The organism is Thiomicrospira sp. S5 (genome assembly GCF_003991075.1).
GTDB classification, from domain to species: Bacteria; Pseudomonadota; Gammaproteobacteria; order Thiomicrospirales; family Thiomicrospiraceae; genus Hydrogenovibrio; species Hydrogenovibrio thermophilus.
This window is the reverse complement of sequence record NZ_CP014470.1, coordinates 783159-808059: the sequence shown is the minus strand read 5'-3', so window position 1 is coordinate 808059 and position 24901 is coordinate 783159. Positions and strand designations below refer to the sequence as shown.

The 24901-nt window shown below is 51.0% G+C and carries 22 protein-coding genes; 7 read left to right on the top strand and 15 right to left on the bottom strand.

Annotation, left to right across the window (positions count from 1 at the left end; all coding sequences use genetic code 11):
• Positions 1-76 precede the first annotated feature (76 nt).
• Complete coding sequence (locus AYJ59_RS03645) at positions 77-832, bottom strand: sulfite exporter TauE/SafE family protein (protein WP_029938851.1); 756 nt, start codon at positions 830-832, stop codon at positions 77-79.
• A 35-nt stretch (positions 833-867) separates the two neighbouring features.
• Positions 868-1782, bottom strand: a complete 915-nt coding sequence (gene argB, locus AYJ59_RS03640) for an acetylglutamate kinase (protein ID WP_029938852.1) — start codon at positions 1780-1782, stop codon at positions 868-870.
• A 143-nt stretch (positions 1783-1925) separates the two neighbouring features.
• On the opposite strand from argB, the gene AYJ59_RS03635 reads away from it, so the two are divergent.
• Complete coding sequence (locus tag AYJ59_RS03635) at positions 1926-2474, top strand: YbjN domain-containing protein (protein ID WP_127119258.1); 549 nt, start codon at positions 1926-1928, stop codon at positions 2472-2474.
• 22 nt (positions 2475-2496) lie between these two features.
• Here AYJ59_RS03635 and AYJ59_RS03630 read toward each other — a convergent pair whose 3' ends face one another.
• On the bottom strand, positions 2497-3804 hold the full coding sequence (locus AYJ59_RS03630; RefSeq protein ID WP_127119257.1) for a hypothetical protein: 1308 nt from the start codon (positions 3802-3804) through the stop codon (positions 2497-2499).
• Between the two features lie 192 nt (positions 3805-3996).
• The gene (locus tag AYJ59_RS03625) at positions 3997-4482 is read right to left on the bottom strand and encodes a YajQ family cyclic di-GMP-binding protein (protein ID WP_127119256.1); all 486 of its coding nucleotides are present in this window, start codon (positions 4480-4482) and stop codon (positions 3997-3999) included.
• A 238-nt stretch (positions 4483-4720) separates the two neighbouring features.
• On the opposite strand from AYJ59_RS03625, the gene AYJ59_RS03620 reads away from it, so the two are divergent.
• Entirely contained in the window at positions 4721-5932 is a 1212-nt protein-coding gene (locus AYJ59_RS03620) for an aminotransferase class I/II-fold pyridoxal phosphate-dependent enzyme (RefSeq protein ID WP_127119255.1), read from the top strand.
• Positions 5933-6131: 199 nt separating this feature from the next.
• Here AYJ59_RS03620 and AYJ59_RS03615 read toward each other — a convergent pair whose 3' ends face one another.
• The 3 genes from AYJ59_RS03615 to dut form a co-directional block, all read right to left on the bottom strand.
• Positions 6132-6950: an HDOD domain-containing protein gene (locus AYJ59_RS03615; protein WP_029938857.1), complete on the bottom strand. Its 819-nt coding sequence runs from the start codon at positions 6948-6950 to the stop codon at positions 6132-6134.
• 106 nt (positions 6951-7056) lie between these two features.
• Complete coding sequence (locus AYJ59_RS03610) at positions 7057-8442, bottom strand: phosphomannomutase/phosphoglucomutase (protein WP_127119254.1); 1386 nt, start codon at positions 8440-8442, stop codon at positions 7057-7059.
• Positions 8443-8528: 86 nt separating this feature from the next.
• The gene (dut, locus tag AYJ59_RS03605; RefSeq protein WP_127119253.1) at positions 8529-8990 is read right to left on the bottom strand and encodes a dUTP diphosphatase; all 462 of its coding nucleotides are present in this window, start codon (positions 8988-8990) and stop codon (positions 8529-8531) included.
• Positions 8991-9148: 158 nt separating this feature from the next.
• On the opposite strand from dut, the gene AYJ59_RS03600 reads away from it, so the two are divergent.
• A complete protein-coding gene (locus AYJ59_RS03600) occupies positions 9149-9868 on the top strand; it encodes a ZIP family metal transporter (RefSeq protein ID WP_029938860.1) in 720 nt (239 codons plus the stop codon).
• A 3-nt stretch (positions 9869-9871) separates the two neighbouring features.
• On the opposite strand, the gene AYJ59_RS03595 is transcribed toward AYJ59_RS03600, so the two are convergent.
• The 7 genes from AYJ59_RS03595 to AYJ59_RS03565 all read right to left on the bottom strand — a co-directional run bounded on the left by AYJ59_RS03595 (position 9872) and on the right by AYJ59_RS03565 (position 20014).
• The gene (locus AYJ59_RS03595; protein ID WP_127119252.1) at positions 9872-11875 is read right to left on the bottom strand and encodes a BCCT family transporter; all 2004 of its coding nucleotides are present in this window, start codon (positions 11873-11875) and stop codon (positions 9872-9874) included.
• Between the two features lie 65 nt (positions 11876-11940).
• Positions 11941-13050, bottom strand: a complete 1110-nt coding sequence (locus tag AYJ59_RS03590; RefSeq protein WP_127119251.1) for a hypothetical protein — start codon at positions 13048-13050, stop codon at positions 11941-11943.
• Positions 13051-13292: 242 nt separating this feature from the next.
• Positions 13293-14363 carry an HD domain-containing phosphohydrolase gene (locus AYJ59_RS03585; RefSeq protein WP_127119250.1) on the bottom strand — a complete coding sequence of 357 codons (1071 nt, stop codon included), beginning with the start codon at positions 14361-14363 and terminating at the stop codon, positions 13293-13295.
• Positions 14356-17712, bottom strand: a complete 3357-nt coding sequence (locus AYJ59_RS03580) for a hybrid sensor histidine kinase/response regulator (protein WP_029938864.1) — start codon at positions 17710-17712, stop codon at positions 14356-14358. Before AYJ59_RS03580 ends, AYJ59_RS03585 begins: the two co-directional genes overlap by 8 nt.
• Positions 17713-17894: 182 nt before the next feature.
• Positions 17895-18242, bottom strand: coding sequence for a DUF4156 domain-containing protein (locus tag AYJ59_RS03575; protein WP_051673430.1), 348 nt, complete (start codon positions 18240-18242; stop codon positions 17895-17897).
• A 149-nt stretch (positions 18243-18391) separates the two neighbouring features.
• Entirely contained in the window at positions 18392-19606 is a 1215-nt protein-coding gene (gene coaBC, locus AYJ59_RS03570; protein WP_127119249.1) for a bifunctional phosphopantothenoylcysteine decarboxylase/phosphopantothenate--cysteine ligase CoaBC, read from the bottom strand.
• A 6-nt stretch (positions 19607-19612) separates the two neighbouring features.
• Positions 19613-20014 carry an acyl-CoA thioesterase gene (locus AYJ59_RS03565; protein ID WP_127119248.1) on the bottom strand — a complete coding sequence of 134 codons (402 nt, stop codon included), beginning with the start codon at positions 20012-20014 and terminating at the stop codon, positions 19613-19615.
• A gap of 60 nt (positions 20015-20074) precedes the next feature.
• Between AYJ59_RS03565 and radC the strand changes: the two genes are divergently transcribed.
• The 4 genes from radC to rpmG all read left to right on the top strand — a co-directional run bounded on the left by radC (position 20075) and on the right by rpmG (position 22100).
• Entirely contained in the window at positions 20075-20752 is a 678-nt protein-coding gene (radC, locus tag AYJ59_RS03560; RefSeq protein ID WP_127119247.1) for a RadC family protein, read from the top strand.
• 2 nt (positions 20753-20754) lie between these two features.
• Entirely contained in the window at positions 20755-21501 is a 747-nt protein-coding gene (locus AYJ59_RS03555) for a lipoprotein intramolecular transacylase Lit (protein ID WP_127119246.1), read from the top strand.
• Positions 21502-21699: 198 nt separating this feature from the next.
• Complete coding sequence (gene rpmB, locus AYJ59_RS03550; protein WP_081836833.1) at positions 21700-21936, top strand: 50S ribosomal protein L28; 237 nt, start codon at positions 21700-21702, stop codon at positions 21934-21936.
• An 11-nt stretch (positions 21937-21947) separates the two neighbouring features.
• Positions 21948-22100 (top strand): 50S ribosomal protein L33, encoded by a 153-nt coding sequence (rpmG, locus tag AYJ59_RS03545; RefSeq protein WP_029938870.1) that lies wholly within the window; start codon positions 21948-21950, stop codon positions 22098-22100.
• 100 nt (positions 22101-22200) lie between these two features.
• Here the strand turns inward: rpmG and AYJ59_RS03540 are convergent, their stop codons facing one another.
• Complete coding sequence (locus tag AYJ59_RS03540; RefSeq protein WP_029938871.1) at positions 22201-24855, bottom strand: diguanylate cyclase; 2655 nt, start codon at positions 24853-24855, stop codon at positions 22201-22203.
• Positions 24856-24901 lie beyond the last annotated feature (46 nt).

Genomic DNA, 24901 nt, shown 5'->3' with positions numbered 1-24901 from the left:
AACCCGCAAACAAAAAAGCCCCTTCAGAAATCTGAAGGGGCTTTTTTATAACATAGACACGACTAAATTGACTGGCTCAAACGGCTCTTACAATCAAAGCGACACCAACACACACCGTGACCACTTCAAAACTGCGTTTCACCAGTTGATTGCCTTTGATAATTGAAAAATGCGCGCCCAGATAGCCACCAATTAGCGACCCCAGAATCAGGGCCGGCAACCAATCCCATTGAATGTGGCCAAGCCATCCTAACGTGGCGGCACCAAAGCCGTTCCAAAAAATCCCCACCAATACCAACGTATAAGCCACCGCGGCCTTATAGTCCAAACCAAACCACACAATCAACCAAAGGGTGACGAACAGCCCGGAACCGGATGTCAGAGAGCCATTCACGGCACCGATTGCAAACAGGACCAAACCGCCCAACAGCAGGCCTGGCAGGTTTCGGTGTTTAGGATCGGACACATGCCCTAAATCGGGTTTAAAATAAGAGTAAGCTCCCAGACTCAGCGTCAATATTCCCAGCGCCAATTGCGCCCAACGGTCATCCACCTGCAAAATGAGGTTGGCGCCTAGCAGCACACCCGGCAAGCCTGACAGCAGGATCAAACCGACAAAACGGACATCAAATTGAGAGGATTGCAAATGCCGGGCCGTGGCGCCCAGCCCGAGAAACACACTGGCGACTTTATGAGTCGCAAGGGCCACGCTGAACGGCAACCCCAAAAACAATAACGCCGGTAGCTGTAACAGACCGGCGCCCCCGCCCGCCAAGGCGGATAATAGATTGGCCACAAACGAAATAACGAATAACAGCAACTGATCCTGCATGTGTCGTTACCCGTTCCAGCCGTTAAATCGAACCACTATCGCGAAGTGATTAAGGTGCCAACACCTTCATCGGTGAAGACTTCCAGCATCACCGCATGTTCGACACGCCCGTCGATAATGTGGGCCGATTTCACGCCGCTTTGCACCGCATCCAATGCACACTGGATTTTCGGCAGCATACCGCCGTAAATAGTCCCGTCTTGAATCAACGCGTCCACCGTGCTGGCATTCAACCCGGTGAGCAATTCACCTTGCTTGTCCAACAAGCCCGGGGTATTGGTCAACAACATCAGTTTCTCGGCTTGCAGCGCTTCCGCGACCTTGCCCGCCACCAAATCGGCATTGATGTTATAGGAATGACCTTCGTAGTCGACCCCGACCGGTGCGATGACCGGAATAAAATCGTCCTGAATCAACATATCCAAGACCTTAGTATTGATGCGCACCACTTCACCGACATGCCCCAAATCAATTAACTCCGGCGCATTCAAGGATTCGTTAAAGGTGGTCATTTCCAGTTTACGGGCCTGAATCAAATTACCGTCCTTGCCGGTCAATCCCACGGCATTCCCCTTATGCTGGTGAATGAGGTTAACGATTTCTTTATTGACCATACCGCCCAACACCATTTCCACGATGTCCATGGTTTCCGAGTCGGTTACACGCATCCCCTGGATGAATTCGGATTCCTTACCCACTCTCTCCAACAGGTTGCCGATTTGTGGGCCGCCGCCATGCACCACCACCGGGTTCATACCCACCAGCTTCATCAAAACAATGTCACGCGCAAAGCCGTTTTTCAACGATTCTTCCGTCATGGCATTGCCGCCATATTTCACCACGATGGTTTTACCGGCAAATCGTTGAATATAAGGCAAGGCCTCCGCAAGAACGGAAGCGATGTTCTGAGCTTGAGCTTTATTTAAATTCATGGTGTTCTGAACTCTCATGACGGACTCTTAACAAAAGGGGTTAAAGCGCTTATTCTACCATTTTTGAGCGCCGTCAACCCCTTAAACCGATTGGCTTTTGCTTGAGTCAAAGCCTGAGCATCGCTACAATGCAAGCATTCACACAAATTTAGGATGCATGTATGCGACTCCTCGCCTTACTTCTGACGGCCACAATGCTCGTCACCGGCTGCGAAAGCCTTTCCAAACAACCGTCTTCTCCGCAAGATGACGTCATGATTGACCTCAAAGACAAAAACAATGCCGATGCCACCAAAATTCTGTCCAATGTCTTGCAGGATAACGGCTACACCGTGCGCAAAGTCTCCCAGGATCAATTCATCGTGACCTATAACCAGCATAATTACATTCTGGAACCGAAATTGATGAAAAACAGCTTGAGCCGCATCGTGGTCAGCCGTTTGTTTGAAATCAAAGAAGAATATCAGCACTCGCCGAAACTGTTTGTCCTCGTGACCTCCTTGAACCGCGATCTGAACTTTGCCAAATTCTCGATTCTGCCCGGTAACCGGGCCGGCCATGTGCAAACCGCCATCACCTTCGCCCACGAAACCGTATCATTGGATGAAATCAAGCAATTCATTGCCTGGTTCGACGACAGCTTGGCGGAAGTCAAACAGATGGTTCCGCGCGAAGCGCTGGACATGATCAAGCACACCTCCCGCCAGTAAACACTCACCGACGGTGTGCGAATCAGGTTCCGTCGGAATAGCGGCTTTCGATTTTTTCCAGCAACGCCTTTCGCTCGGCGATAGCCTGTCGAATGTATTCGAATAACTGTTCGAAAAAGTTTTTCGCGTCGTCGGGCTTGTCCGATTCGGTGGTATCAAATATCGATTGACCGGCTTGATTCAGACGTGCCTGCCAGCTATTCTGAGCCTGCTGCATTTGGTTCATCGCCACCGAAAAAGCTTCAAACTGCTCCACCTGACGCTCCGAAAACAAACCCGTCGCTTCGACGTCCAACTCATCATCCGAGACACGATCACTCAAATCGATGGACTGTGCCGTTCGCACCTCGCCGTCTTCCATCAAGACCATCCCGGCGGCTTTTACCTGCCCCAACAGTTCCCCTTGTGAGCTACGTAAATCGCCGCTTTGTTCAACGTTACCCAAATAAATCGCGCCCACGCCTTTGGAAGCCAAACTCACCAATTGAGCGTCGTTCGATTGATCCGTCCAAAGTTGTAATTGTTTAAAAATCGGGTCGGCCTCATCAATCCAGCCGTTGCCGTCGACATCATACTTCGCCAAATCGGTGAAACCGTTACCGCTTTCGGTGCCGAACAGCTCGGAGCCATCATTCACCTGACCGTCGCCATTTAGGTCCAGCACCAGGTAGCCGCTGCCACTTCCCAACTGCGCCAGCGACTGTTCGTCGCCGTCACCATTTAAATCAAACTCGAAATATTGATCGCTCAAGGCCACCGAATCCGTTCCGAAATTGATGACCAACGGGTCGCTCATCACCTGAGCGCTCATGGTGGCTTTGGTCTCGGCGGAAATACTTGTCATCGAGGTATGCGAGGTAAACAAATTGAAATTGATGCTGCGGCCATCGGCCAGTGTCACCTGACCTCCGGCTGACATAGCGGAATAGGACTGGGTCTGAATCGTCAATTGATGCGCAAATTCGAAGGTCACCTCACCACTGACACTCAAATTCGGACCGTCTCCGGCCGGAAACACTCTCTGGTTGGCGATGCTGGCGGCTTCGCCGGCCAAACTGACTTGAACGAGCTGTTTCGTCAAGTACTCGCGCTGGTGTACGGTTTGAACGTCACCATCAGTGACTTCGGACGCCGACTCAAATCTCTGACGGGAATCGTTACGATAATGGAATTGCTCGGATTGCTGAAAATTGACACTCAGGTTCAAGGCTCTCAAACCACCTGGCGCCGTATTGATGCTCTCGCCGACGGCCACCACGGTTTTATCCGAGCGTTGCGCGTCATAGCGATGATACTGCTCGAGCTGAACAGCAGAAGATTGGATAATCATAAGTGTACTCCACGATATTAAACAACTTTCCCTTGTTTAAATCACGGCACCACACACCGTGAATCGTAGAATCACATTTTCATTTCTGGTCGATGAACTGTGACAGCCTGGCGTTTGGAGGTTAGCCTCTCTGTGTATTATTAATCACCAAGCCTGATGTCTATATCGACCGTCGGAGGATTTTATTGAGTATCAATCGCGGAAATTATTAAACTGTAATGGCATTTCCAGGTCTTCCATGCCTTTCAACAACTGCATCACCCCTTGCAGGTCATCGCGTTTTTTGCCGGTCACACGAATGCTGTCTTCCTGCTTGGCCGCTTGCACTTTCAACTTGGAATCCTTAATGGCTTTAATGATTTTTTTCGCCAAGGCCGCATCCAAACCTTCTTTCATCTCCACCACCTGTTTGGCCGATTTCAACTGAATGTCCGGATCCTTGACGTCCATGCATTTCACATCGATGCCACGGCGATTGGCTTTTTGAATCAAAATGTCCAACATCTGCTGCAACTGAAAGTCGGACTCGGTTTTCATGGTCACGATGGAATCCTTCAGCTCGAAACTGGAACCGGTTCCCTTGAAGTCATAGCGCGTGGTCACTTCTTTATTGGCTTGGTCCACGGCATTGGTCAGTTCATGTTGGTCCAATTCGGAAACGATGTCGAATGAAGGCATAAGTTCTCCTAAAAATAATCATCCCTAAAAACGGCCAGGCCTGGGCGTTTTGGTTCAAGTCACAAAGCCGGATACCCTTTTGGGAACCACTTACCCTTTTGGGAACCACTTCAAAAATCGTATTTTAGCACTTAACATCGCCAGGATGTACTTTACAACCGACTGAGCATTCCGAAAGGCTACCGGAACGTGATAGGATATTCTTTTTCAGCAACCCAAATATCAGAACCACTCCGCAATGAAATCCTTCTCACCAGAACCTTACCCGATTGCCGACACCGCCCAACAGATTCAGCCCTTTCATGTCATGAAAATTCTCGGCGAAGCCAAAACCCTTGAAGCGCAAGGGCATGACATTATTCACATGGAAATCGGCGAACCCGACTTCAGTTCCTTGCCACAAGTGCATAAGGCCGCTCAAGATGCCATGGAAACCGGACAAACACATTACACCCCCACACTGGGCTTACCGGAACTGCGCGCGGCACTCTCCAATTTCTACCGAGGCTTCTACGGTGCTGAAGTGCCGGCAGAACGCATGATGTTGACACCCGGCTCTTCCAGCGGGTTACAGCTGTTGCTGACCGCCTTGTTGAACCCCAAAGACAAGGTCTTGATGACTGACCCGACCTATCCCTGCAATCGCGAATTCGTGCGTTTACTGAAAGGCCAGCTCATCAGCGTGCCCGTCACCGAAAGTACGCGTTACCAGCTGACATTGCCGTTATTGAAAGCGCACTGGCAAGACGGCATCAAAGTGGTGATGGTCGCCAGCCCCTCCAACCCCACCGGCACGATTATTGAAGCCGATGAGTTGGTCGCCATGGCCGAGTTTGCGGCGCAAAAAGGTGCCTATTTGTTGGTGGATGAAATCTATCAGGGCTTGGTGTATGACCGCCCGGCCGAATCCATTCTCAGCCGCTGCGCCCACTTGGACAATGTATTGGTCATCAACTCTTTTTCAAAATTTTTCTGCATGACCGGCTGGCGCCTCGGGTGGATCGTCGCGCCGACTTTCTTAGTTCCCACGCTGGAACGTCTGGGCCAAAACCTGTTTCTCTCCGCACCGACCTTATCGCAATACGGTGCTTTGGCGGTTTTGAAACCCGACGCACTGGCCGAACTGGAACAACGTCGCCAAACCTTCCAAAAACGCCGTGATACCTTAATGCAAGCCATGCAAGAAGCCGGATTTGCACCCCGCCTTTGCCCGGATGGCGCTTTTTACCTTTACTGGGACATTTCGGCTTTCAGCGATAATGCCGAAGCCTTTTGCCTGGAACTGTTACACGAAACCGGCGTGGCGTTAACTCCCGGCACGGATTTCGGTCATTACCGCGCCCAGCAGCATGTTCGCTTAGCCTACACAACGGACGAAGAAACATTGCGGCGCGCGGTCGAAAAACTAAAAAGGGCGCTCCGCAAGCGGGCGCCCCTTTCAAACACTTAATGAGAGCTTTGCACGAGATGGATGCACGGATAAAAATGGCTAAAATTTCCCTGAATGTCGTTGAAAAACTGGCAAATAGCCAGCTATTCACTGCGTTTTCCGCCTAATTCAGAAAAATTTTATCTCATTTTTCTATCGCACCCCACCCGTGCAAAGCTCTCTTAATATTTCGCCGGAACAACAGTCCGGCCTAACCATTTCAGGTCGAACCAATCAAGACACGTCGCAACCCATTTATGGTCTCGTCCGACAGCATCAGTTCTTCTTGCGCTTCGGCCAAATATTGTCGTGCTTCATCGGTCATATAAGCACCAAACGAGACTTCATTGACAATCACATTGGCGATTTTAACCATCGCGATCATGCCGCGCACTTTATCCTTCCCGATATTAGAGTGCGACATATGGTGCAACATAATCACATTGAGCATCTCGACCGGCAATTTCCATTTTTGACCAATCAAAATACCGATGTCAGTATGTGCTGAACCATAACGTTCGACTTCTTTTTTGACACCACTGACCGGGTTGGTGTTAATCAACGAAAACACTTTTTGGTAATTTTCCGGGTCTTTGGTCGCCAACAGCAAACACCCGCCGTTATGGAATAATCCGAGCAGATAGGCTTCATCTCGTGACACATCGTGTACATATTCCGACAGTTCGGCACAACAAAACGCCGTGTCTTTGGAGTGTTCGATGATTTCTTGAACTTCGCGGGTGTTAAATAAATTTTGAATCGCCGCCGACAACACCAAATTTTTCAAGTTGTTGTAACCCAGCACATCCACCGCTTCCCGAATCGATTTAACCGGTGTTTTCAATTTCATAATCGGCGAATTAACGATGCGAATGACTTCGCCGGAAAGCTTGGTATTACTTTCAATAATCTCGGTGATTTGTTGGTTGTTTGGAAATTTGCTGGAGAGTGCAGAGTCCAGCTCCATGATTTCTTTTGGTAAATCGGGAATTTTCACTCCCTGAATGGCTTTAATCGCCCCTCTGAGTCGTTGCTCCATGAACGTCCACTGTTTTATCGTTATATAATCGTGAATCCTATTTTAATCATGACAGCCACATTACACAATATAAAACAACGCACAAAATCAGGATATTTTCATAGACTTAAAATGGTAGCGTCAAACTCGGGTCAACCGACAACATCAAGACTTTAAAACGCTGCTGAATCCGGGCCAACGCTTCCGGCGTTTCGCCCTCAAAGCGCAACACGATGACCGGCGACGTATTGGAAGGCCGAATCAACCCCCAACCGTCTTCGAAATCGACCCGCAAACCGTCCAAATCAAACACTTTGGCATCACTGAAATCGGCCACGGCTTTAATTTTTTCCATAAAAGCATAATGCTGCCCTTCTTCAAACGGAATATCAATTTCCGGGGTGTTGTAGGCATTCGGCAAAGCCGCGAATAACGCCGCCGCCGTCTGCGACTGGGTCGATAAAATCTCCAACATACGTGCGGCGGTGTAAACACCGTCATCGAACCCATACCAACGTTCTTTAAAAAACATATGGCCGGACACTTCCCCACCAAGGGCCGCGCCGGACTCGCGCATTTTCGCTTTCATATAGGAATGCCCGGTTTTCCACATGGTGGCGTGGCCACCTGCCGCTTCAATGACCTTCGGCAACAAGGCCGTGCATTTGATATCGTAAATCACTTCCGCACCCGGCTGGCGGGTTAACACATCCTGTGCGTACAACATCATTTGCCGGTCCGGATACAAAGCTTCTCCGCGATTATCCACCACGCCACACCGATCACCATCGCCATCAAATGCCAAACCAACGTCGGCCTCCAACGCAACGACTTTTTCAGCCAGGTCTTGCAAATTCTTCAATTTCGCCGGGTCGGGATGGTGATTCGGGAAGGAGCCGTCCACCTCACAAAAAATCGCCGTCACATCGCACCCCAAGGCTTCGATAATCTCTGGAGCAAACGCGCCGGCAATGCCGTTACCGGCATCCACCACCACTTTTAAAGGGCGTTTTAACGCGATACCGGAAAGGATACGCTCACGGTAGGCCGGAAAGATGTCGTAGGTCTGATAATCGCCAGGCCTGGCGGATTCGACAAAATCGTCGTTTTGAATACGTTGCAACAGTTTTTGAATGTGTTCGCCATAAAGCGTGACGCCATCAATGACCATTTTGATGCCATTGTAGTCTGGTGGATTATGGGAGCCGGTAATGACCACACAGGAATGCCCGCCGGGCAAGGTCTCAGCGGCGAAATACACCATCGGCGTCATCACGGCGCCGAGATCAATCACCTTGATGCCGGTCGAACGCAACCCTTCCGACATCAAGTGCGCAAAGCGTTCACCGGACAAGCGTCCGTCGCGGCCGAGCACGATCTGCGTCTCGCCGGCGACCAACATTTCCGAACCCAGCGCCTGCCCGACATAATAGACGGTTTCCTCGGTCATGGCTTGGTCGACAATGCCACGAATATCGTAGGTTCGAAAGATACGCGGGTCAACGTGAGCCATGGGGTTTCCTGTTTCGAATCAAAATCATCGCGCCATCATACCGCCTTAACATAACAGGGATATGACAAGCTTTTGGGACGTTCCGTTCAGTGTGTGCCGGTATGCCCAAAACCGCCTTCACCTCGCTCGGTGGCATCACCGAATTCTTCGACTTGGGTAAACACGGGCTGTAACACCGGCACAATGACCATTTGTGCAATGCGCTCACCTACCTCAACCGTATAAGCTTGATCGCTTCGATTCCAACAAGACACCATTAAAGGGCCTTGATAATCGGAGTCGATCAGTCCCACCAAATTGCCAAGCACAATACCATGTTTATGCCCAAGCCCCGAACGCGGCAACAACATCGCGGCCAATCCAGGGTCATCCAAGTGAATCGCCATCCCGGTCGGAATCAACACCGTTTGCCCCGGCTCGATGGTCATGGCCTCGTCAATACAAGCACGCAAATCCAATCCGGCCGAACCGCGTGTGCCGTAAGTCGGCAGTTCGATTTCATTCCCCAGACGCGGGTCGAGAATTTTGTATTGCACTTGCATGGTCATCCGTCTTTCCTTCTTCCAAATTGAAAACGAATTTATTCTACACCAACCGAGTCCGTCATAAGACGCAAATAGACTGAGCAACACACCCCCGAAGAAGCTTTGACTCCACCCAAGACATCCAGTAGGATTGCAAACATCATTTTTACGGAAGCCTGCCTGTGAACGAACTCACTCTGATTTTATTATTGACCTTATTCGCCGGAGCCTGTATCCCACTGGGCGGTCTTTTGGGCTATTTTGAAAGCATCCGGCCGAGATGGCTGGAAAATGAACTGCGCCACGCCATCATCGCTTTCGGCGGCGGTATTCTGGTGGCTGCCGTGGCCTTGGTACTGGTGCCCGAAGGAAAGGAATACGTTCAGCACGACTTGGGAAGCGTGTTGATCTTCTTGGCGGGCGGCGTGTTCTTTTTTATGATGGAACGTTTTTTAGGCTTGAAACGCCGCGAAAAACCGCAGTTTACCGCCATGTTACTCGACTACCTGCCGGAGTCGTTAGCCTTAGGCGGAGCTTTCGCGCTGGGTTCACCGACGGCACCGTTGCTGGCACTATTCATCGGCCTGCAAAACCTGCCGGAAGGCTTCAACGCCTACCGTGAACTGGTCGCTCAACCCGGCAGCAGCAAACGCAAAATTCTCGGTTTCATGCTGCTATTGGCTCTATTAGGCCCCATCATCGGCCTGCTGGGCTACACCTATTTTGCCGAAAGTGAAGTCCTGCTCGGTGCCGTGATGCTGTTTGCCTCCGGCGGTATCCTGTATTTGATTTTTCAGGACATCGCACCTCAGTCACGAATGCAACACCATTGGGCACCGCCATTAGGCGCGGTGCTTGGTTTCTGCCTGGGACTGCTGGGGCAAAGCCTGGTTACAAGCTAAGTCTCAACGCAAGACATGCAGGAAGTGCATGTGCTTGTGGTAGTGATCAATAATGTCTTGGATGATCGCTTGTTTCGACCACCCCATGACGTCGTAATCCTGACCGCCTTCCTGCAAATGAATCTCCGCCCGGTAATAATGCGCGGTTTCGTCCATTTCATCTTCCGGTAACTCCACTTGCGTGAACTCCGGTTTCAGGTGCGAACGGCTGCGAACCTCATAAACAAAATCGGTTTCGTCCCCGTGTCGGACATTCAGTTTCACCCGATCTCGCTCCGAATCCAGCTCCACCACCGCGTCGAGTCCTTGCGTCTGTAACTCCCGGCTCACTTCGTCACAAGCCTGTTTCGCCACGGTACGAATGTAACGGCTGACGACGGTTTTACTCGGATAATCGACAATATTATGCAAGCGTTGCTTCCAGTTATCGTCCAAGGCGGACGGTGCCGGCGACACATTCATTTGCAAGCTTTCGCGTTTCGCCAAATCCACCCGTAACGCCATAATCAGGCCATAGGTCGCGACCAACAGTACCAGCGAGAACGGCAAGGCACTGGCAATGGTCATGGTTTGCAGCGCTCCCAGACCGCCGGCCAATAGCAAAATCGCCGCAATCAGCCCCACACCGATGACCCAATACAATCGCTGCCAAAGCGGCGTGTCATCCCGCCCGTTGGAACACAGCATATTGACCACCAGCGCCCCGGAGTCCGCCGAGGTGACGAAAAAGATCACCACCATCAAAATGGCGATAAAAGACAAGATATCCCCAAACGGAAAATGGCCGAGGAATGCGAACAAGGCAATGGCGACATCTTCGGACACCACTTCGCCTAAGCTCGCCATGCCCTGGTTCATAATCATGTCGATGGCCGAGTTCCCAAAGAAAGTAAACCACATCATACTGAAGCCCACCGGCACGAACAGCACGCCGGTTGCAAATTCACGAATGGTGCGCCCACGCGACACCCGTGCAATGAACAACCCCACAAACGGCGCCCAAGCCAGCCACCAGGCCCAGTAAAGGATAGTCCAACCGCCAATCCAATCGGTTTTTTCATACGCAAACAGGAAAAACGTCTCTTTGACGATGCTGGACACATAATTCCCGGCATTTTGAATCAACGCCTGCAACAAAAACACCGTGGACCCTAAAAACAGTACCAACAACATCAAGGTGACGGCTAGCCCCATATTCAATTCCGATAAACGACGAATGCCTTTATCCAACCCGGTCGCCACCGAAATGCCGGCCAAACCGGTCACAGCGACAATCAACACCACCTGCGTCCAGACGCCGACCGGCACATCGAACAGGTAGTTCAAACCACTGTTCATCTGCAGCACCCCATAGCCGAGCGACGTGGCAATCCCGAAGATGGTACCGATCACGGCGAAGACATCCACCGCATGCCCAATCGGCCCATAAATACGCTCACCGATAATCGGGTAAAGTGCCGAACGCAGTGTCAACGGCAAACCGTGTCGGTAGCTGAAAAACGCCAATATCAACGCAACGATGGCATAAATCGCCCAGGCGTGCATCCCCCAATGGAAAAAGGTGATTTTCATCGCACTGCGCGCCGCTTCCAAGCTTTCCGGTTCGCCAACCGGCGGTGATAAGAAGTGCATCACCGGTTCCGCGACCCCGAAAAACATCAGGCCAATGCCCATCCCGGCCGAAAACAACATTGAAAACCAGGTCAGGTTGGAATAGTCGGGCGTGGCGTGATCCGGCCCGAGCTTGATATCGCCGTAACGCGACAGCCCCAAGAACACCACCGTGATGAGCAGTATCGCCACCGTCAAAACATAAAACCAGCTGCCGTTATCGACAATCGCGTCTTGCAAGTGTCCGAAAAAATTGTCCGCGTGGGTCGGCAATACCACCGCATAAAGCAGCAATAAAATGACCAGGCCTGATGCGGTATAAAAAACCGGCGGATTGAGTTTGGCGGCTTCCGGTTTTGTCTCTGATGAATTGTCTGGCGATGTCGTTTGATTCATGGGAGTGTCCTTATCGGTTATCGCTTGTCGGTTCCAGCATTGAGAATTGGGCGCAATCGCCACACTTAGAAGTAAAAATCGACCGTGAGGTATAAGGCGGAAAAATCCCCTTCGCCGACGTTCCCGTCCATGCCGATATAACCGTCTTGTGTCAGATATTCGGCATACAACCAGCCGGGGCCGTAATCGTATTTGATGCCCGGCGCATAGGCCGACACCAAGCCCGCCGGATTGCCTTTGGTTTGCGAATCCGCCCAGGAAGCATCCAGATAATAAGTCCAGTTGCCGGTCGAGCGACCAATTTCAAAGGCATAACGTGTGTTTTCAATGTCTTTTTCCAAACCTTCACTGTCTGCATAATGGTCTGGCAAGCGGCGTTGGGTTTGAATCACCTGAGCATTGACGAATGTCGCTCCGAAATGGCCTTTGTAATAGACGACACCGGCGGCATGGTTACCGCTCACAGGGTGGTTGCCGACATCATTGCCGCTGGCGTCGTAAATATCCTGCAATTGGCCGGTCTGTAACGATACCCCGACTTGATGGTCTTCATTCACGTTGACGGCAAAATTCCCCACCCAGGTCTGGACTTTTCGATAACGGGTTTTACCCCCGCTGTGCGAACCCCAGTGGTTATTATCGTCCATGGTGTCACTGCTGGTATCACCGAAGTCGTCTTGGTGGTAATAAGCGAAATCGTATAAGATTTTTTCCGTCTGGCCGTGCCATTTCAGGCCCACATCCATTTGATCGCCATAACCACCGATGAGCATGTCGCCCGGCCAGAAGTTATAGGTTTTCCAGCCGAAAGGCACTTGGCTTTTACCGATTTTGAGGGTGTTGTTTTTAATCAGATCAAACCCTACCCAAGCCCGTTTCATCGACATTTGGTTACCGGTGGAATTATGCTCCGGATCGGTAAAACTTCCCGGTCCCATACGCCATTCCGCCGAGTAGGACCAAATACCTTTGCCCGGGTCGGCCGCGCCGTCCGCATAGATGATAAAGGCCTCATCCCCAAAGTTACCGTTATTGGGTTCGTCGGAACCGTCGTCAAAGCTGTAGTTGTAGTTGAACCAGACACCGCCGGCAAAATTGTATTCGGCCTGAGCCGACATGCCCAGTAAGGCTAATAACGAGAATAAACTGAGTTGTACCTGACGGACCGATGGCATAGATCACCTTATTGTTCTGATTTTCAAACATGCACCCAAGCGAATGACGGCTTGAATGAATTGGAACACGCTCGCTGGATTGAGCATGATTTGACCGAGATCAAAGACTCGAAAAACCACTTTTTGAAAGTGAAAAGACGTCGCAATGGCGCGACAAAACTGTTTTTATTGGGGTTATTCTACTGTGTTGGCGCTGGGCCGTCAAAATAACGGCTTGCAAAACACTCCGTCAGAACCTGGTTTCAGGCGTTATCGGCATCGGCATACGCCGCTTTGATTTCCAGAATCTGCGGCAATATTGCGATAAAACACTCCACCAGGTAGGGGTCGAAATGCTCTCCTTTCTCGGACTCGATAAGGTGCACCGCTTTTTCAACACTCCAAGCTTTTTTGTAAGGGCGCTCGGAGGTTAGGGCGTCAAAGACATCGGCGATGGCGACAATTCGTCCGGAGATGGGAATATCCTCCCCCAGCAATCCTTTGGGATAGCCCTTGCCATTGTATTTTTCATGATGCGTCAGCGCGATTTCATAAGCGATTCTCAACACTTCCGAATCGTGCCCTTCAAGAATTTCCGCCCCGATTTCCACATGACGCTGCATTTCAAAGTATTCGTCGTCGGACAACTTGCCCGGTTTCAACATGATTTCGTCGGAAATCCCGATTTTACCGACATCGTGCATTGGCGAAGCAATCCGAATCATATGCGCCTTGTTTTTGCCCAAGCCGGCCTTCAAGGCGATTTTTTCGGAATAAAAACTGACCCGTTTAACATGGTTTCCGGTTTCGTTATCACGGTATTCCGCTGCCCGCCCAAGCCGATAAATGATTTCGTGATGCGCATCTTCCAAAGCTTTGGTTCTTTCCCAGACTTTTTTTTCCAACATTTTATTCTGTTGGCGCAACATCTTTTTCATCAACCAGTTTTCCAGCTGAATTTCGATACGCTTTAACAGCTCATAACGATTGAACGGTTTCATCACATAATCGCTGGCACCGCCCCTCAACGCTTTCACACGGTTATCCTGGTCATTTTGTGCCGTCAGCATAATGACCGGCGGCACGCTGTCGACGGTGAAATGCTGTTTAATCAATGCCAAGCACGCAAATCCATCCAATATCGGCATATTGATGTCCAGCAACACCAAGTCAATGTCGAGCTGATTTAACAATAGGCTCAACTGCAACGGATCCTTAGTGGTATGGACATGGCGAAACCCTTCGACATCCAACAAATCCCGTACTAAATCCAGATTCATTTGCTGATCGTCAATGACCAGAATATTCGTCTCGTGAATTTGATCCCTAAACATCGGCCATTCCTTTCGCTTTGGCGATGATGGCCGTCACATCCGAGTCCGATAATTCGGCGGGCAGAATACAATCGACATCGTCCAGAACAAAATCGGCCATCAGACAGTAAATCATCCTGGCGGACTCGGCCATAATGTTTTTATAGGCGTGAATCGTTTCCGCTGCCTCTTGTGGTGCCAGGCGTTTGCCCAGCAAAACCAAGTTCGGCTGATAGGACGTCAACATGTCCAACCCCAATTCAAGCGTCGGCGCAATGTTCAATTCCACACCGTTCAAATCATGACTGGCTTCCGCCATCAATCGCATATTGTTCGGGTTATCATCCACCAACAACACCTTGACCAGACAATCCGAGCATTCAAATTCGGTCAACACCTCCGAGGCCTCGTCGACGGCCGTTACGCCGGACTGAGTCAACGGAAGCGCCACCCAGAAAGATGAACCCTTGCCTTCTTCACTGCTGAATCCGATTTCACCATCCATCAACTCGACCAGCTTTTGCGTGATACTGAGCCCGATACCGGTGCCTTCGATGTCCGACGTTTCCTGCCCAAGCCGTTTATAAGCCGCGAATACCTGGGATTGCTTTTCCAACGGAATACCATAACCCGTGTCCGTCACCGCAATACGGACATGCTTTTGTCCTCCGGGTAATGCAATGGTCTGCGCCTTGAGCTCAAGAGTGCCGTTCGGACGGTTGTATTTCACGGCATTCGACAATAAGTTCAGCAACACTTGCTTGAATCGCAACCCATCCACATCGATTTTACGGTCGAAATCCGACCAGGCGATTGGCAACACATCGACACGGTGTTTTTTCGCCAAAGGTTCGATGGTCGACAGGCAACTTTTCACCAGGTTCTCCAAGCACGTCGGCTCGATATTGATATCGACTTCCCCTTCCTCGATTTTGGAAAGCTCCAGTAGCTGGTTAATCAGTGCCAACAGATGCTCACCACTGTCGGCGATATTGTGCACCTGCCATAACTGACGTTCCGCCAAGCCGTCATCTTTCAGCAACTCGGCAAAGCCGATAATCGCATTCAGTGGCGTCCGAAGTTCATGACTCATGCTGGATAAGAAATCGCTTTTGGCTTGGTCGGCTTTTTCCGCGCGTTTGACCGCCTCAATCAACTTCTGTTCGGCTTGTTTACGTTCTGTGACATCCTGCACGATACCGAGCATTTTGATGGCTTCACCCGTTTCGGATCGCACCACATCACCGCGTTCCTGCAACCAGCGCACCGTACCGTCACCCCAGACCACCCGGTGTTCCACATTGTAGTCCTCGCCCTTTTCGACACAGGCGGTAATGGCATCCAACACCGTTTGTCGGTCGTCTGGATGCAAGGCGTCGACAAAATTATCAAAATTGGATTCCATTTCAACACGTTCGCCACCAAACAAAGGCGCAATCCGGTCGGACCAATAGAGTTCGCCCGTTTGAATATTCCAATCCCAGGTACCGATATTGGCAAAACTCTGGCTGCGGCTCAAACGATCTTCACTGGTTTTCAAAGCACTTTCCGCCAGTTTGACATCGGTGACATCCTGCGCGAAACCGGAAATGAAAATCACATTGCCAGCCTCATCAAACACCGGATGGCCTTGTTGCTGGATGTAACGCAGTGTTCCATCGGCTCGAATGATGCGATGCACAAACGCATAACCTTCGGGGTCCGCCAGTTTGGCTTTGGCGGCGACCACATAATCGTAGTCGTCCGGATGGACAATCGACTCGAACCCTTCGATATCCGGTGGGAAACTCTCACGGTCGTAACCGAAAATATCGTAAATGGTGTCGGACCATTCCAAAGTCTGATCATTCACATTCAATTGCCAATAACTGATTTTGGCCATGGACTGCGCGTCCAACAGACGCTGCTCGGTTCGCTTGATATGTGTGACGTCGGTTCGGATGGAAATGTATTTTTCCGGGCGGCCTTTGGTATCGAGAATCGGGATGATACTCGACTCCACCCAGTAGAGTTCGCCCGACTTAGCTCGGTTGCACACTTCACCTCGCCAAGGGCGCCCGGAAGCGATGGTACGCCACATCTCGGCAAAAAACTCTTGCGGGTGTCGCCCTGAGTTGACAATGCGGTGATCCTGCCCCAACAACTCATCCCGCGTATAGCCACTGACACGACAGAAGGTGTCGTTGACTTCGATGATGCGCCCTTTGCGATCCGCCACGGAAATAATGTTATGGAAATCCAACCCGGTTTTATAGTCGATGGCTTTTTGCAGAGCGTTATCGGCCGCCTCGGTGAAATAACGCAAATCCCGTTCATGATCCAAACGCGCCAGGATTTGCGCCCCCAAACGGTAAACCGACGTCCCTTTCGGCAACACCACATCTTCCTGATAGTGATTAAAGGCATCCAGTTTCGCTAAATGCTCCGGGACGGTCTGAAAATGAAACACTGGCACCATTTTCATATTCGGAAACTGGCGCAACGCCGTGTGCATGGAGGCCGCGTCATCCGTCGCATCCTGATTCAGCACGATGGCGTTCGGCAGGCCGTTACGAACGGCCGCCAACGCTTGCGCCGCTTCGTAGTAATGCGCCGTGTGCACCCCCAATCCACGCAAATGCGTTTCCAAGTCCCGGCATTCATCGCCCTGACCGATCAAACAAACGCGATAGGGTTGATACTGTGCCGCAATATTATGATAAAGCTGATAAAAATGACGCCGGAAATAGAAACTGTCTTCCGGCCAGACAAAAAAGAATTGGAACCCGTGCCGGGATAAATCCAATCGCAAGGCCATGTCTTCACTGGACGCCAAGTAAATGGCCTGTTCCAACGGAAAATGCTGCGCCATGACATTGGCGAGAAACGACAGATTGTGCTGTTCGTTTTCAGGCAACGAGAAGACCAGAATATCCCGTCGACGTAGTCCGGACAATTCCGTCGGAGAGTGGAAAATCACTTCCTGCAAACTCAAGCCGCTGGTTCGGCGCGACAGGTCGTTGATTTGTGAATCCGGGACACCGTAAAAACACAGTCTTGGCGCGTCCTCTTTCCGCAAGGATTCCGTCTCGACACTTTCCGCCAGTCGGTTCCGGAGCGCCTTCAACTCCACCAAAAAGTCATCGAACCCTTCAAACGTCGGATGGATATCCTTCATCATCCGCCGCTTCAAACGGGCAAACCCGTCGGAAAAAGCGTTCATGCCATAAGATTTCAACGTGTAAGACAGAGAATCCAACACGCAGAAAAGCGTGTCCAGTTCCATCTCGAACGAGATGGAATCGAAATCTGAAAACGGTTCGATCACCTCATCCAGTCGCTGAAGAATCAACGTCCGGAATTCGGCTTGTTTCGGTTGATACGAGTGCATAGTCTGTAATCTATTTTTCAGCCGGATTGGATTGTCCTATCCATTTGCTTTTTATCAGATTATACACATACACATAATTTTAGTAAGGAAATAAAAAATTCCAATGAATGGAAAGGGTTTCCGATTATAAAGCCCGAAAACCCACCCGAAAGGGCTTAATCGTCGACGAAGTCGTCACACGATTATTTCGCGCACTTATAAATGTCGAACTTTTGCATGCCGCCAATCACGGGGGAAACCGCAACCACCGAATCGCCGCCCATGGTACCGGCGTCGTTCTTAGCGATATTGATCAGTTCTTTTTGAACCTTCTCTTCCGAAAATTCAACGCCCCCCAACGAACTCTGAACCTGAGCCGTGGTGGTGCCCAGCTTTTCACAGCCGGTGACATTAAACGCTTTCACCACAGAAACGCTTTTCGATGCCTCGGTCGGTTTATTAAAAGTACAGCCACTGACCGTTAACAAGGACGCGACAACCACGCTCGCCAATGGAAGAATGAAACGTTGCTTCAACGCTGGTGCTTTCATAATGCCTCACTTAATTTAGGATTACTTTGAAACAGGGAGTTCGTATCAAATTGTACGCGAGAAACGGCGGACGTTAAATACGGTCCCTTCCTTTCTCATGTAAATGAACATTAAATACGCTAGTCTAAAAATGCCCAGGCCTGGGCGTTTTAAAAGGACGCTTCCGCAATGAACGCCAACAGCTCGAATGCTTGTTGCGACTTGGACGACGGCGTCAATGCCCGTTCCTGCGCTTCGGAAATCAAGGTCAACTGGTTATCATCGGTTTCAAACCCCAGCCCGTCGCCGACACGGTTGGCGCAAATCATGTCCAGCCCTTTTCGGGCGCGTTTTTCTCGCGCGTGCGCCAGCACATCGTCCGTTTCGGCGGCAAATCCCACCACGAAAACATCCGGATACTGCCGCGCCACCGTGGCGACGATATCGGGGTTTTTCACCAAACGCAAGGTCATGTCATCCTGACCGGCCTGTTTTTTCAACTTACGGTCATGCGCGGTTTCCGGCCGAAAGTCGGCCACCGCCGCCGCACTGATAAACACATCCTGAGAAGTGACTTGCTCGGTCACCGCCGCCAACATCTCCTGAGCGGACACCACATCCACCCGCCGAATATCGGGATGGGCGGACAGCGCCACGGGCCCGGCTACTAACGTCACGTCCGCGCCTAACTTCCGGGCGGTTTCGGCAATGGCAAACCCCATTTTTCCGGAACTGCGGTTCCCCAGAAAACGCACCGGATCCATCGCTTCCTGCGTCGGCCCCGCCGACACCAACAAACGTTTGCCCTGCCAATGTTTCGCCAATTCCACCCAGGCCTGGGCGTTTTTCGTGATGTCCGCGATCTGCTGCTCCACCGCCACATAAATCGCCGGGGGTTCCGGCAGGCGCCCGGCACCGGTTTCGCCGCAGGCCTGCTCGCCTTCTCCCGGCGGAATCACTTGCCAACCGCGTTGCTGCAGTACCGCCAGGTTTTCCTGAGTGGCCTCATTTTGCCACATCAAACGGTTCATGGCCGGTGCCAACATTTTCGGCTTATCCGACGCCAGGCACAGAGTCGTCAACAAATCATCGGCGCGCCCCATTCGGAACTTAGCGAGGGTTTCCGCCGAACACGGCGCCACCAAAATCACATCCGGCCAGCGCGCCAATTCAATGTGGCCCATCCCGGCTTCCTGGGTTTCGTCAAACAACTGGTCACGCACCGGATGGCCCGACAGGGCTTGAAAGGACAACGGCTGAATAAAGGCCTTGGCACCCTCGGTCATCACCACCTGCACCTCATGCCCGCCTTTGACAAACAGTCGCACCAATTCCAATGCCTTATACGCGGCAATACCGCCGGTGACGCCCAGTAACACGTTCATCTACAACTACCCGGCTTCCGTGGCCTGAGAAGCCAACGCCAATAACTCCGGCGCCATTCGCACCGGGCGACCGTTTTGCACGGTGGCACCGTAGGTTTTCGCCGCCACCATCAAGGTGCCGTCTTCTTTATAAACATTCTGAACAAACACCACTTTGACACGCCCCTGTGGCACCATTTCCACCGTCACATAAAAACGGTCGTGCGGCCGCAAGGAAGCCTTGTAATCCACTTCGGCCCGAATCACCATCAAATCGATGCCTTGTGCCGCCAAAGCTGCGAAATCCACTTGGTTCGCCAATAAAAATTCATGACGCGCGTGTTCCAGATAATTTTGATAAACGGCATTATTGACCACGCCCTGCAGATCGCACTCATAATCGCGGACGGCCATTTCAAGTTTAAACATTGCCAGTGAAAACCCTTTTCATTAAGATGGCGATTATCTTACCAAAAATTCCGTAAAAACATGGCAATTACCGATTGGCACGAAAACGACCGTCCGCGTGAAAAACTCCTCAACTTCGGCCCCGAACACCTCAGTGACGCCGAACTGCTCGCCATTTTCCTACGCGTCGGCGTGCAAGGCAAAAGCGCCGTCGAACTGGCGCAGGATTTACTGGACCACTTCGGTAGTCTGCACCAACTGCTCAATGCCGACGAAACGGAATTTTGCGAAGCCAAGGGACTCGGGCAAGCCAAATTCGTTCAACTCCAAGCGGTTTTGGAAATCTCACGGCGCCACTTTGAATCCGGGTTGACCAAAGGCGACGCCTTGACTGACCCGGAAAACGTCGCCCGGTTATTGCAACACCACATCGGCCAGCAGGCACGGGAAACCTTTGGTTTGGTCTTGCTGGACCAGCAACACCATTTTATCGCCTTTGTCCCGCTCTTTACCGGCACCCTGAATCAAGCCTCGGTACACGCCCGTGAAGTCATCCAGACCGTTCTGGACCATCAGGCAGCGGCAGTGATACTGGCGCACAATCATCCGTCCGGCGACCCAACGCCCAGCCAAGCCGACCTGGATTTGACCCAACGCTTGAAGCAGGCCTTGGACATGATTGATGTGCGTTGCTTGGATCACATTATTTTGGGCGATCATGGACGGTGGACGTCCCTTGCACAGCAAGGGCATTTGTAACCATGCACCAAGCCCGATACTGGATAACGCCCTCTTTTTGGTTAGGTGTTATTTGGGTTTGGACGGGGTTTCTGCTATCGCTTTGGATCAGCTGGCACCTGTTGGCCAAAGCGGATTTCTTCTATCCGGTTTGGTACGACCACGCCGGCATTCACGAAAACATTGAACGTTATGCCCCCGACAACCGTTACCGAGAAGGGTTTGAGAATACCTCGCGCGGCGAACGTCTGGCGCTGTTTCACGGCATTGTCGAGTCGATTCAACACCAAGGGAAAGGGTTGGAAACGCTGGCTTACCGTCATGCAGGGCAAAACGTTTTATTACTGCGCCCACCGGAAATCGCTCACTTGCAGGATGTCGCCAATCTGGTCTCCTGGTTGAACCGGGCAGGCCTGGTCGTTTTCGGCATTTGGCTTCTTGTCAGTGCATGGCAACTCAAGCGCCATCAATACACAACTTTCCGCCAGGCCTGGTGGTTTCTGGGAACCGGCTTAGCCCTAATCGCACTGCTCTTGGCTCTGCTCGGAGCGGAAAAGGTCTTCTACCAACTGCATGTTTGGGTGTTTCCGCCGGAACATCCCTGGTTCTTTTTCTACGAAGACTCGTTAATGAGCACTTTGATGAAGGCGCCGGATTTATTCGCGTACATCACCATCGCATTGGTCGTGACCGCCGGATTGATTTTTAGCTTGCTACTCTACACCGCACAACGCTTCCAAACACAGGCGGGCCGCCTAAAAAGCCGTTGAATTTACAGAAAAAAGATTTTTTTAACCCCCAACACAACATTTCCATGCGAGACGCTTGCTTTTTGATTGGATTTTATGGATAATTCCGCTTCTTGTTTTTCACAGTCTTACCCAGGCTGTTTTAACATAGAAATATTCGAATATTTTTAATGTCAGGGGTAGCGAGATTCGCTAACCTTTTTTGAGAGGAATTGAGAAATGTCCAAAGTCTGCCAAGTAACAGGAAAGAAGCCTGTAGTCGGTAACAATGTTTCCCACTCTCATCGTAAAACTCGTCGTCGTTTTTTACCTAACCTACAAACTCACCGTTTTTGGGTTGAGAACGAAAGCCGTTTTGTAAAACTACGCGTTTCCACTTCTGGAATGCGTGTTATTGATAAAAACGGTATTGAGTCAGTGCTTGCAGAAATGCGTGCACGTGGTGAGAAAGTTTAAGGGAGCCCGACATGCGCGATAAAATTAAACTTCAATCGACAGAAAGCGCTTATTTTTATACAACCGATAAAAACAAGCGTAACATGGCCGGAAAATTCGAGATCAAGAAATACGATCCGATTCTGCGCAAGCATGTTCTCTTCAAAGAAGCCAAAATCAAATAAGTTCTATCCGACTTAGATGATGACCCAGCTCAAAAGGCTGGGTTTTTTTATGCCTGAAATTCAGGCTCCGACACGGTTTCCTCACCCCAATGCCTGCGTTTCAAGCGACAGCGTCCGGCTTCACCATCACCACCTGATTGCGCCCCTGCTGTTTGGCCGCATAGAGCGCTTCGTCCACCAAATGGTAAACCTGATCGGTCCCCGACAGGTCTTGCGGTTGCAGGAAGGCAGCTCCCACGGAAATCGTCAGATAACCATGTTGCGAGCTTTCATTCCGAACTTTTAGCCCTTCCACGTCCCGGCACAGGTCTTGCAAGTGCTCCTGTAACGCGGCTTGTGACTTGAAGTTCGCCAGCACAAAAAACTCTTCCCCGCCCATTCGGAAAATCACATCGGTTTCACGGGCAAAGTGTTTTTTCAGCAAATCCGCCACTTGCTTCAACACTTCGTCCCCTTTCTGATGACCGTAATGGTCATTGATTTTTTTGAAGAAATCGATATCGAGCATCGCCACCGACAAAGGGACTGCATCCCGTTGCGATCGTTTCAACTCCCGCCCGAACACTTGATTGAAATAACGACGGTTATACAAGTCGGTCAGGTCATCGGTAATGGAAATCTGCTCGATACGCTTACGGTCGGAAATGTCCACCCGAGTCGCCCAGACCTGGTCAACCCGCCCCCAGAGGTTGCGTACCGGCGTCAAGGTCAACTCCACCCAATAAGGTTTGTCGTCGGCGGTACGACCTTCCATTTCCCCGCGCCAGGTGCGTCCCGCCAGCACCCAGTTCTGAATATAATCCTGTTTACTTTTCGGCAGATCGTGTGCGGCCAAGTCGAGATAAGAGCGTCCCAACAGCTCCCGCTCATTATAACCGGTCAAACGGCAATAGGACTCGCTCACCCAATCGAAGGTCAAGGATTCCAGATCAATCAAGGTCGCATAGGTCAACTCGTGGATTTGATTGATGTAAACCTGTTGCTTGTTTTTTTGATAACGATAAAACATCACCAAAAACAGCATGGTCAACACCACCACCAAAATCACCAAAGCGACCTCAAACAACTGGCGTTTATCCAGACGATTCACCATTTCCAACTGAATCCAATGATTAAAAATTTCCCGGCGCTCCTCATCACTGATGGATGCCAATCCTTTCTGTAGAATACTGAACAGAGCCGGCTTGTCTTTGCGCACCCCGATGGCCAGCTCGAAACGGTGTTCGGATTGCCCGATGACATGAATACCGGTCAAACCATATTTGTTGATGGCGTAGTTAATCGCCCCTAGGTTACCGGAGTACACCATGGCTCGACCGTCAATCACGGCTTCCAAGCCTTCCTTCACCGAATTCACCGGCAGCAACTTGATTTGCGGGTAGTTTTTGGCCAATGTCTCATGCGACCAATAACCTTTCACCACCGCTACCGTGTGGCCGTTTAATTGTTCATAATCCGGAATCACCGACAGCTCTTTTTGCCCGACCAATACCATCGGGAACGACAGATACGGTTCGGTAAACTGCATATACTCGGAACGTTCCGGGGTCGCCACGGCGCAGGAAAAGGCATCGTATTCCCCCTCCTGCGCCAATTTCAACACCTCGGCCCAAGGTCGAGTTTGGTCGACCTGAAAACGCAACCCTGTTTTTTGCGACAACAGTTGAAAATATTCGGCGGCGATGCCTCGGTAACGTCCTTTGGAATCGATGAACTCAAACGGCTCCCAATCGATGTCATTCGCCAGATACACTACCGGGTTCTGTTCGATATACGCCAATTCTTCCGGTGTAAACACATAACTGGCCGCATTGAAAATAAAGTCCTTCATATCGAGTTGATTGAACACCGAAGCCGAAATCAGCCCGACTTCCTTGGCTTCGGCCGCCGTGGCCAACAGTTTTGCCGGTTCAATCGTCCCGATCGGCGTCAACCCGGATTTCACATAGTGCACCGTCACCTTGGCTTCGTTGAGCAAGGCTTCCCGCGATTTGACCACCGGATAATGCGCCAAAATATAATCCACCACTTCAGGCTGATGCTGCAACGCATAGCGCCAACCGCGAATGGTGGCTTCCTTGAATCGCTGCACCACTTCAGGGTGACGGTTGGCAAAACGTTCGGAGGTGATAATCAAATCGCCGTAACTTTGCACCCCGAAGGTTTTCGGGTCCACGGCATAATAAGGGATGCCCTCTTGCTGAAGACGAAAAGGCTCATTGGTCATGTAGGCGCCATACAAGTCCACCCGGTGATTGATAAAGTCGTTCAAATCACCCGAAGGAGGAATCGACTTCAACGGCTTTTGGGTCACGGTATTGGCTTTGTTGATCAGGCTTTGAATCTGGAGGTTGCTGAAGTGCATGACATCCATGCCGCTCATGTCTTTGAGGTCTTCAACCGGCTTGTGGGCCAGCAACACCATCGGCGAAAACTGGAAAGAACTCATCACCAGCTTAATCGGCGCGCCTTTGGCGTAATCGACGATCACCGAACTGTAAGCCGTGGCAAAGTCGGCCCGCCCGTTAACCACTTCATTGACCATATTGGTGCCGGGCTTCCAGCTTTTGACGGTCACATCCAACCCGGCATTTTGATAATAACCTTGCTTGATGGCGGCGTAAAAACCGGCGAATTGAAATTGATGATTCCAGTTAACCTGAACGGTGATGGGCGTCAGTGTCTGAGAGAAAGCCTTGGCGGAAAACACCAAGCCGACCAGCAGTGCGGAAATCCATAAAGGGCGAAAGGGCATAGCGAGTGCAAACCGTTATTATTGTGTTTGCCATCATTATAAAAAA

Coding starts and splice junctions, on each gene's coding strand:
- AYJ59_RS03565 (WP_127119248.1), bottom strand. CDS start 20,014: ATGTTTAAACTTGAAATGGCCGTCCGCGATTATGAGTGCGATCTGCAG.
- radC (WP_127119247.1), top strand. CDS start 20,075: ATGGCAATTACCGATTGGCACGAAAACGACCGTCCGCGTGAAAAACTC.
- AYJ59_RS03575 (WP_051673430.1), bottom strand. CDS start 18,242: ATGAAAGCACCAGCGTTGAAGCAACGTTTCATTCTTCCATTGGCGAGC.
- AYJ59_RS03540 (WP_029938871.1), bottom strand. CDS start 24,855: ATGCCCTTTCGCCCTTTATGGATTTCCGCACTGCTGGTCGGCTTGGTG.
- dut (WP_127119253.1), bottom strand. CDS start 8,990: ATGACCATGCAAGTGCAATACAAAATTCTCGACCCGCGTCTGGGGAAT.
- AYJ59_RS03625 (WP_127119256.1), bottom strand. CDS start 4,482: ATGCCTTCATTCGACATCGTTTCCGAATTGGACCAACATGAACTGACC.
- AYJ59_RS03555 (WP_127119246.1), top strand. CDS start 20,755: ATGCACCAAGCCCGATACTGGATAACGCCCTCTTTTTGGTTAGGTGTT.
- argB (WP_029938852.1), bottom strand. CDS start 1,782: ATGAGAGTTCAGAACACCATGAATTTAAATAAAGCTCAAGCTCAGAAC.
- AYJ59_RS03595 (WP_127119252.1), bottom strand. CDS start 11,875: ATGAATCAAACGACATCGCCAGACAATTCATCAGAGACAAAACCGGAA.
- rpmG (WP_029938870.1), top strand. CDS start 21,948: ATGCGCGATAAAATTAAACTTCAATCGACAGAAAGCGCTTATTTTTAT.
- AYJ59_RS03590 (WP_127119251.1), bottom strand. CDS start 13,050: ATGCCATCGGTCCGTCAGGTACAACTCAGTTTATTCTCGTTATTAGCC.
- AYJ59_RS03645 (WP_029938851.1), bottom strand. CDS start 832: ATGCAGGATCAGTTGCTGTTATTCGTTATTTCGTTTGTGGCCAATCTA.
- AYJ59_RS03615 (WP_029938857.1), bottom strand. CDS start 6,950: ATGGAGCAACGACTCAGAGGGGCGATTAAAGCCATTCAGGGAGTGAAA.
- AYJ59_RS03610 (WP_127119254.1), bottom strand. CDS start 8,442: ATGGCTCACGTTGACCCGCGTATCTTTCGAACCTACGATATTCGTGGC.
- rpmB (WP_081836833.1), top strand. CDS start 21,700: ATGTCCAAAGTCTGCCAAGTAACAGGAAAGAAGCCTGTAGTCGGTAAC.
- AYJ59_RS03635 (WP_127119258.1), top strand. CDS start 1,926: ATGCGACTCCTCGCCTTACTTCTGACGGCCACAATGCTCGTCACCGGC.
- coaBC (WP_127119249.1), bottom strand. CDS start 19,606: ATGAACGTGTTACTGGGCGTCACCGGCGGTATTGCCGCGTATAAGGCA.
- AYJ59_RS03585 (WP_127119250.1), bottom strand. CDS start 14,363: ATGTTTAGGGATCAAATTCACGAGACGAATATTCTGGTCATTGACGAT.
- AYJ59_RS03630 (WP_127119257.1), bottom strand. CDS start 3,804: ATGATTATCCAATCTTCTGCTGTTCAGCTCGAGCAGTATCATCGCTAT.
- AYJ59_RS03580 (WP_029938864.1), bottom strand. CDS start 17,712: ATGCACTCGTATCAACCGAAACAAGCCGAATTCCGGACGTTGATTCTT.
- AYJ59_RS03620 (WP_127119255.1), top strand. CDS start 4,721: ATGAAATCCTTCTCACCAGAACCTTACCCGATTGCCGACACCGCCCAA.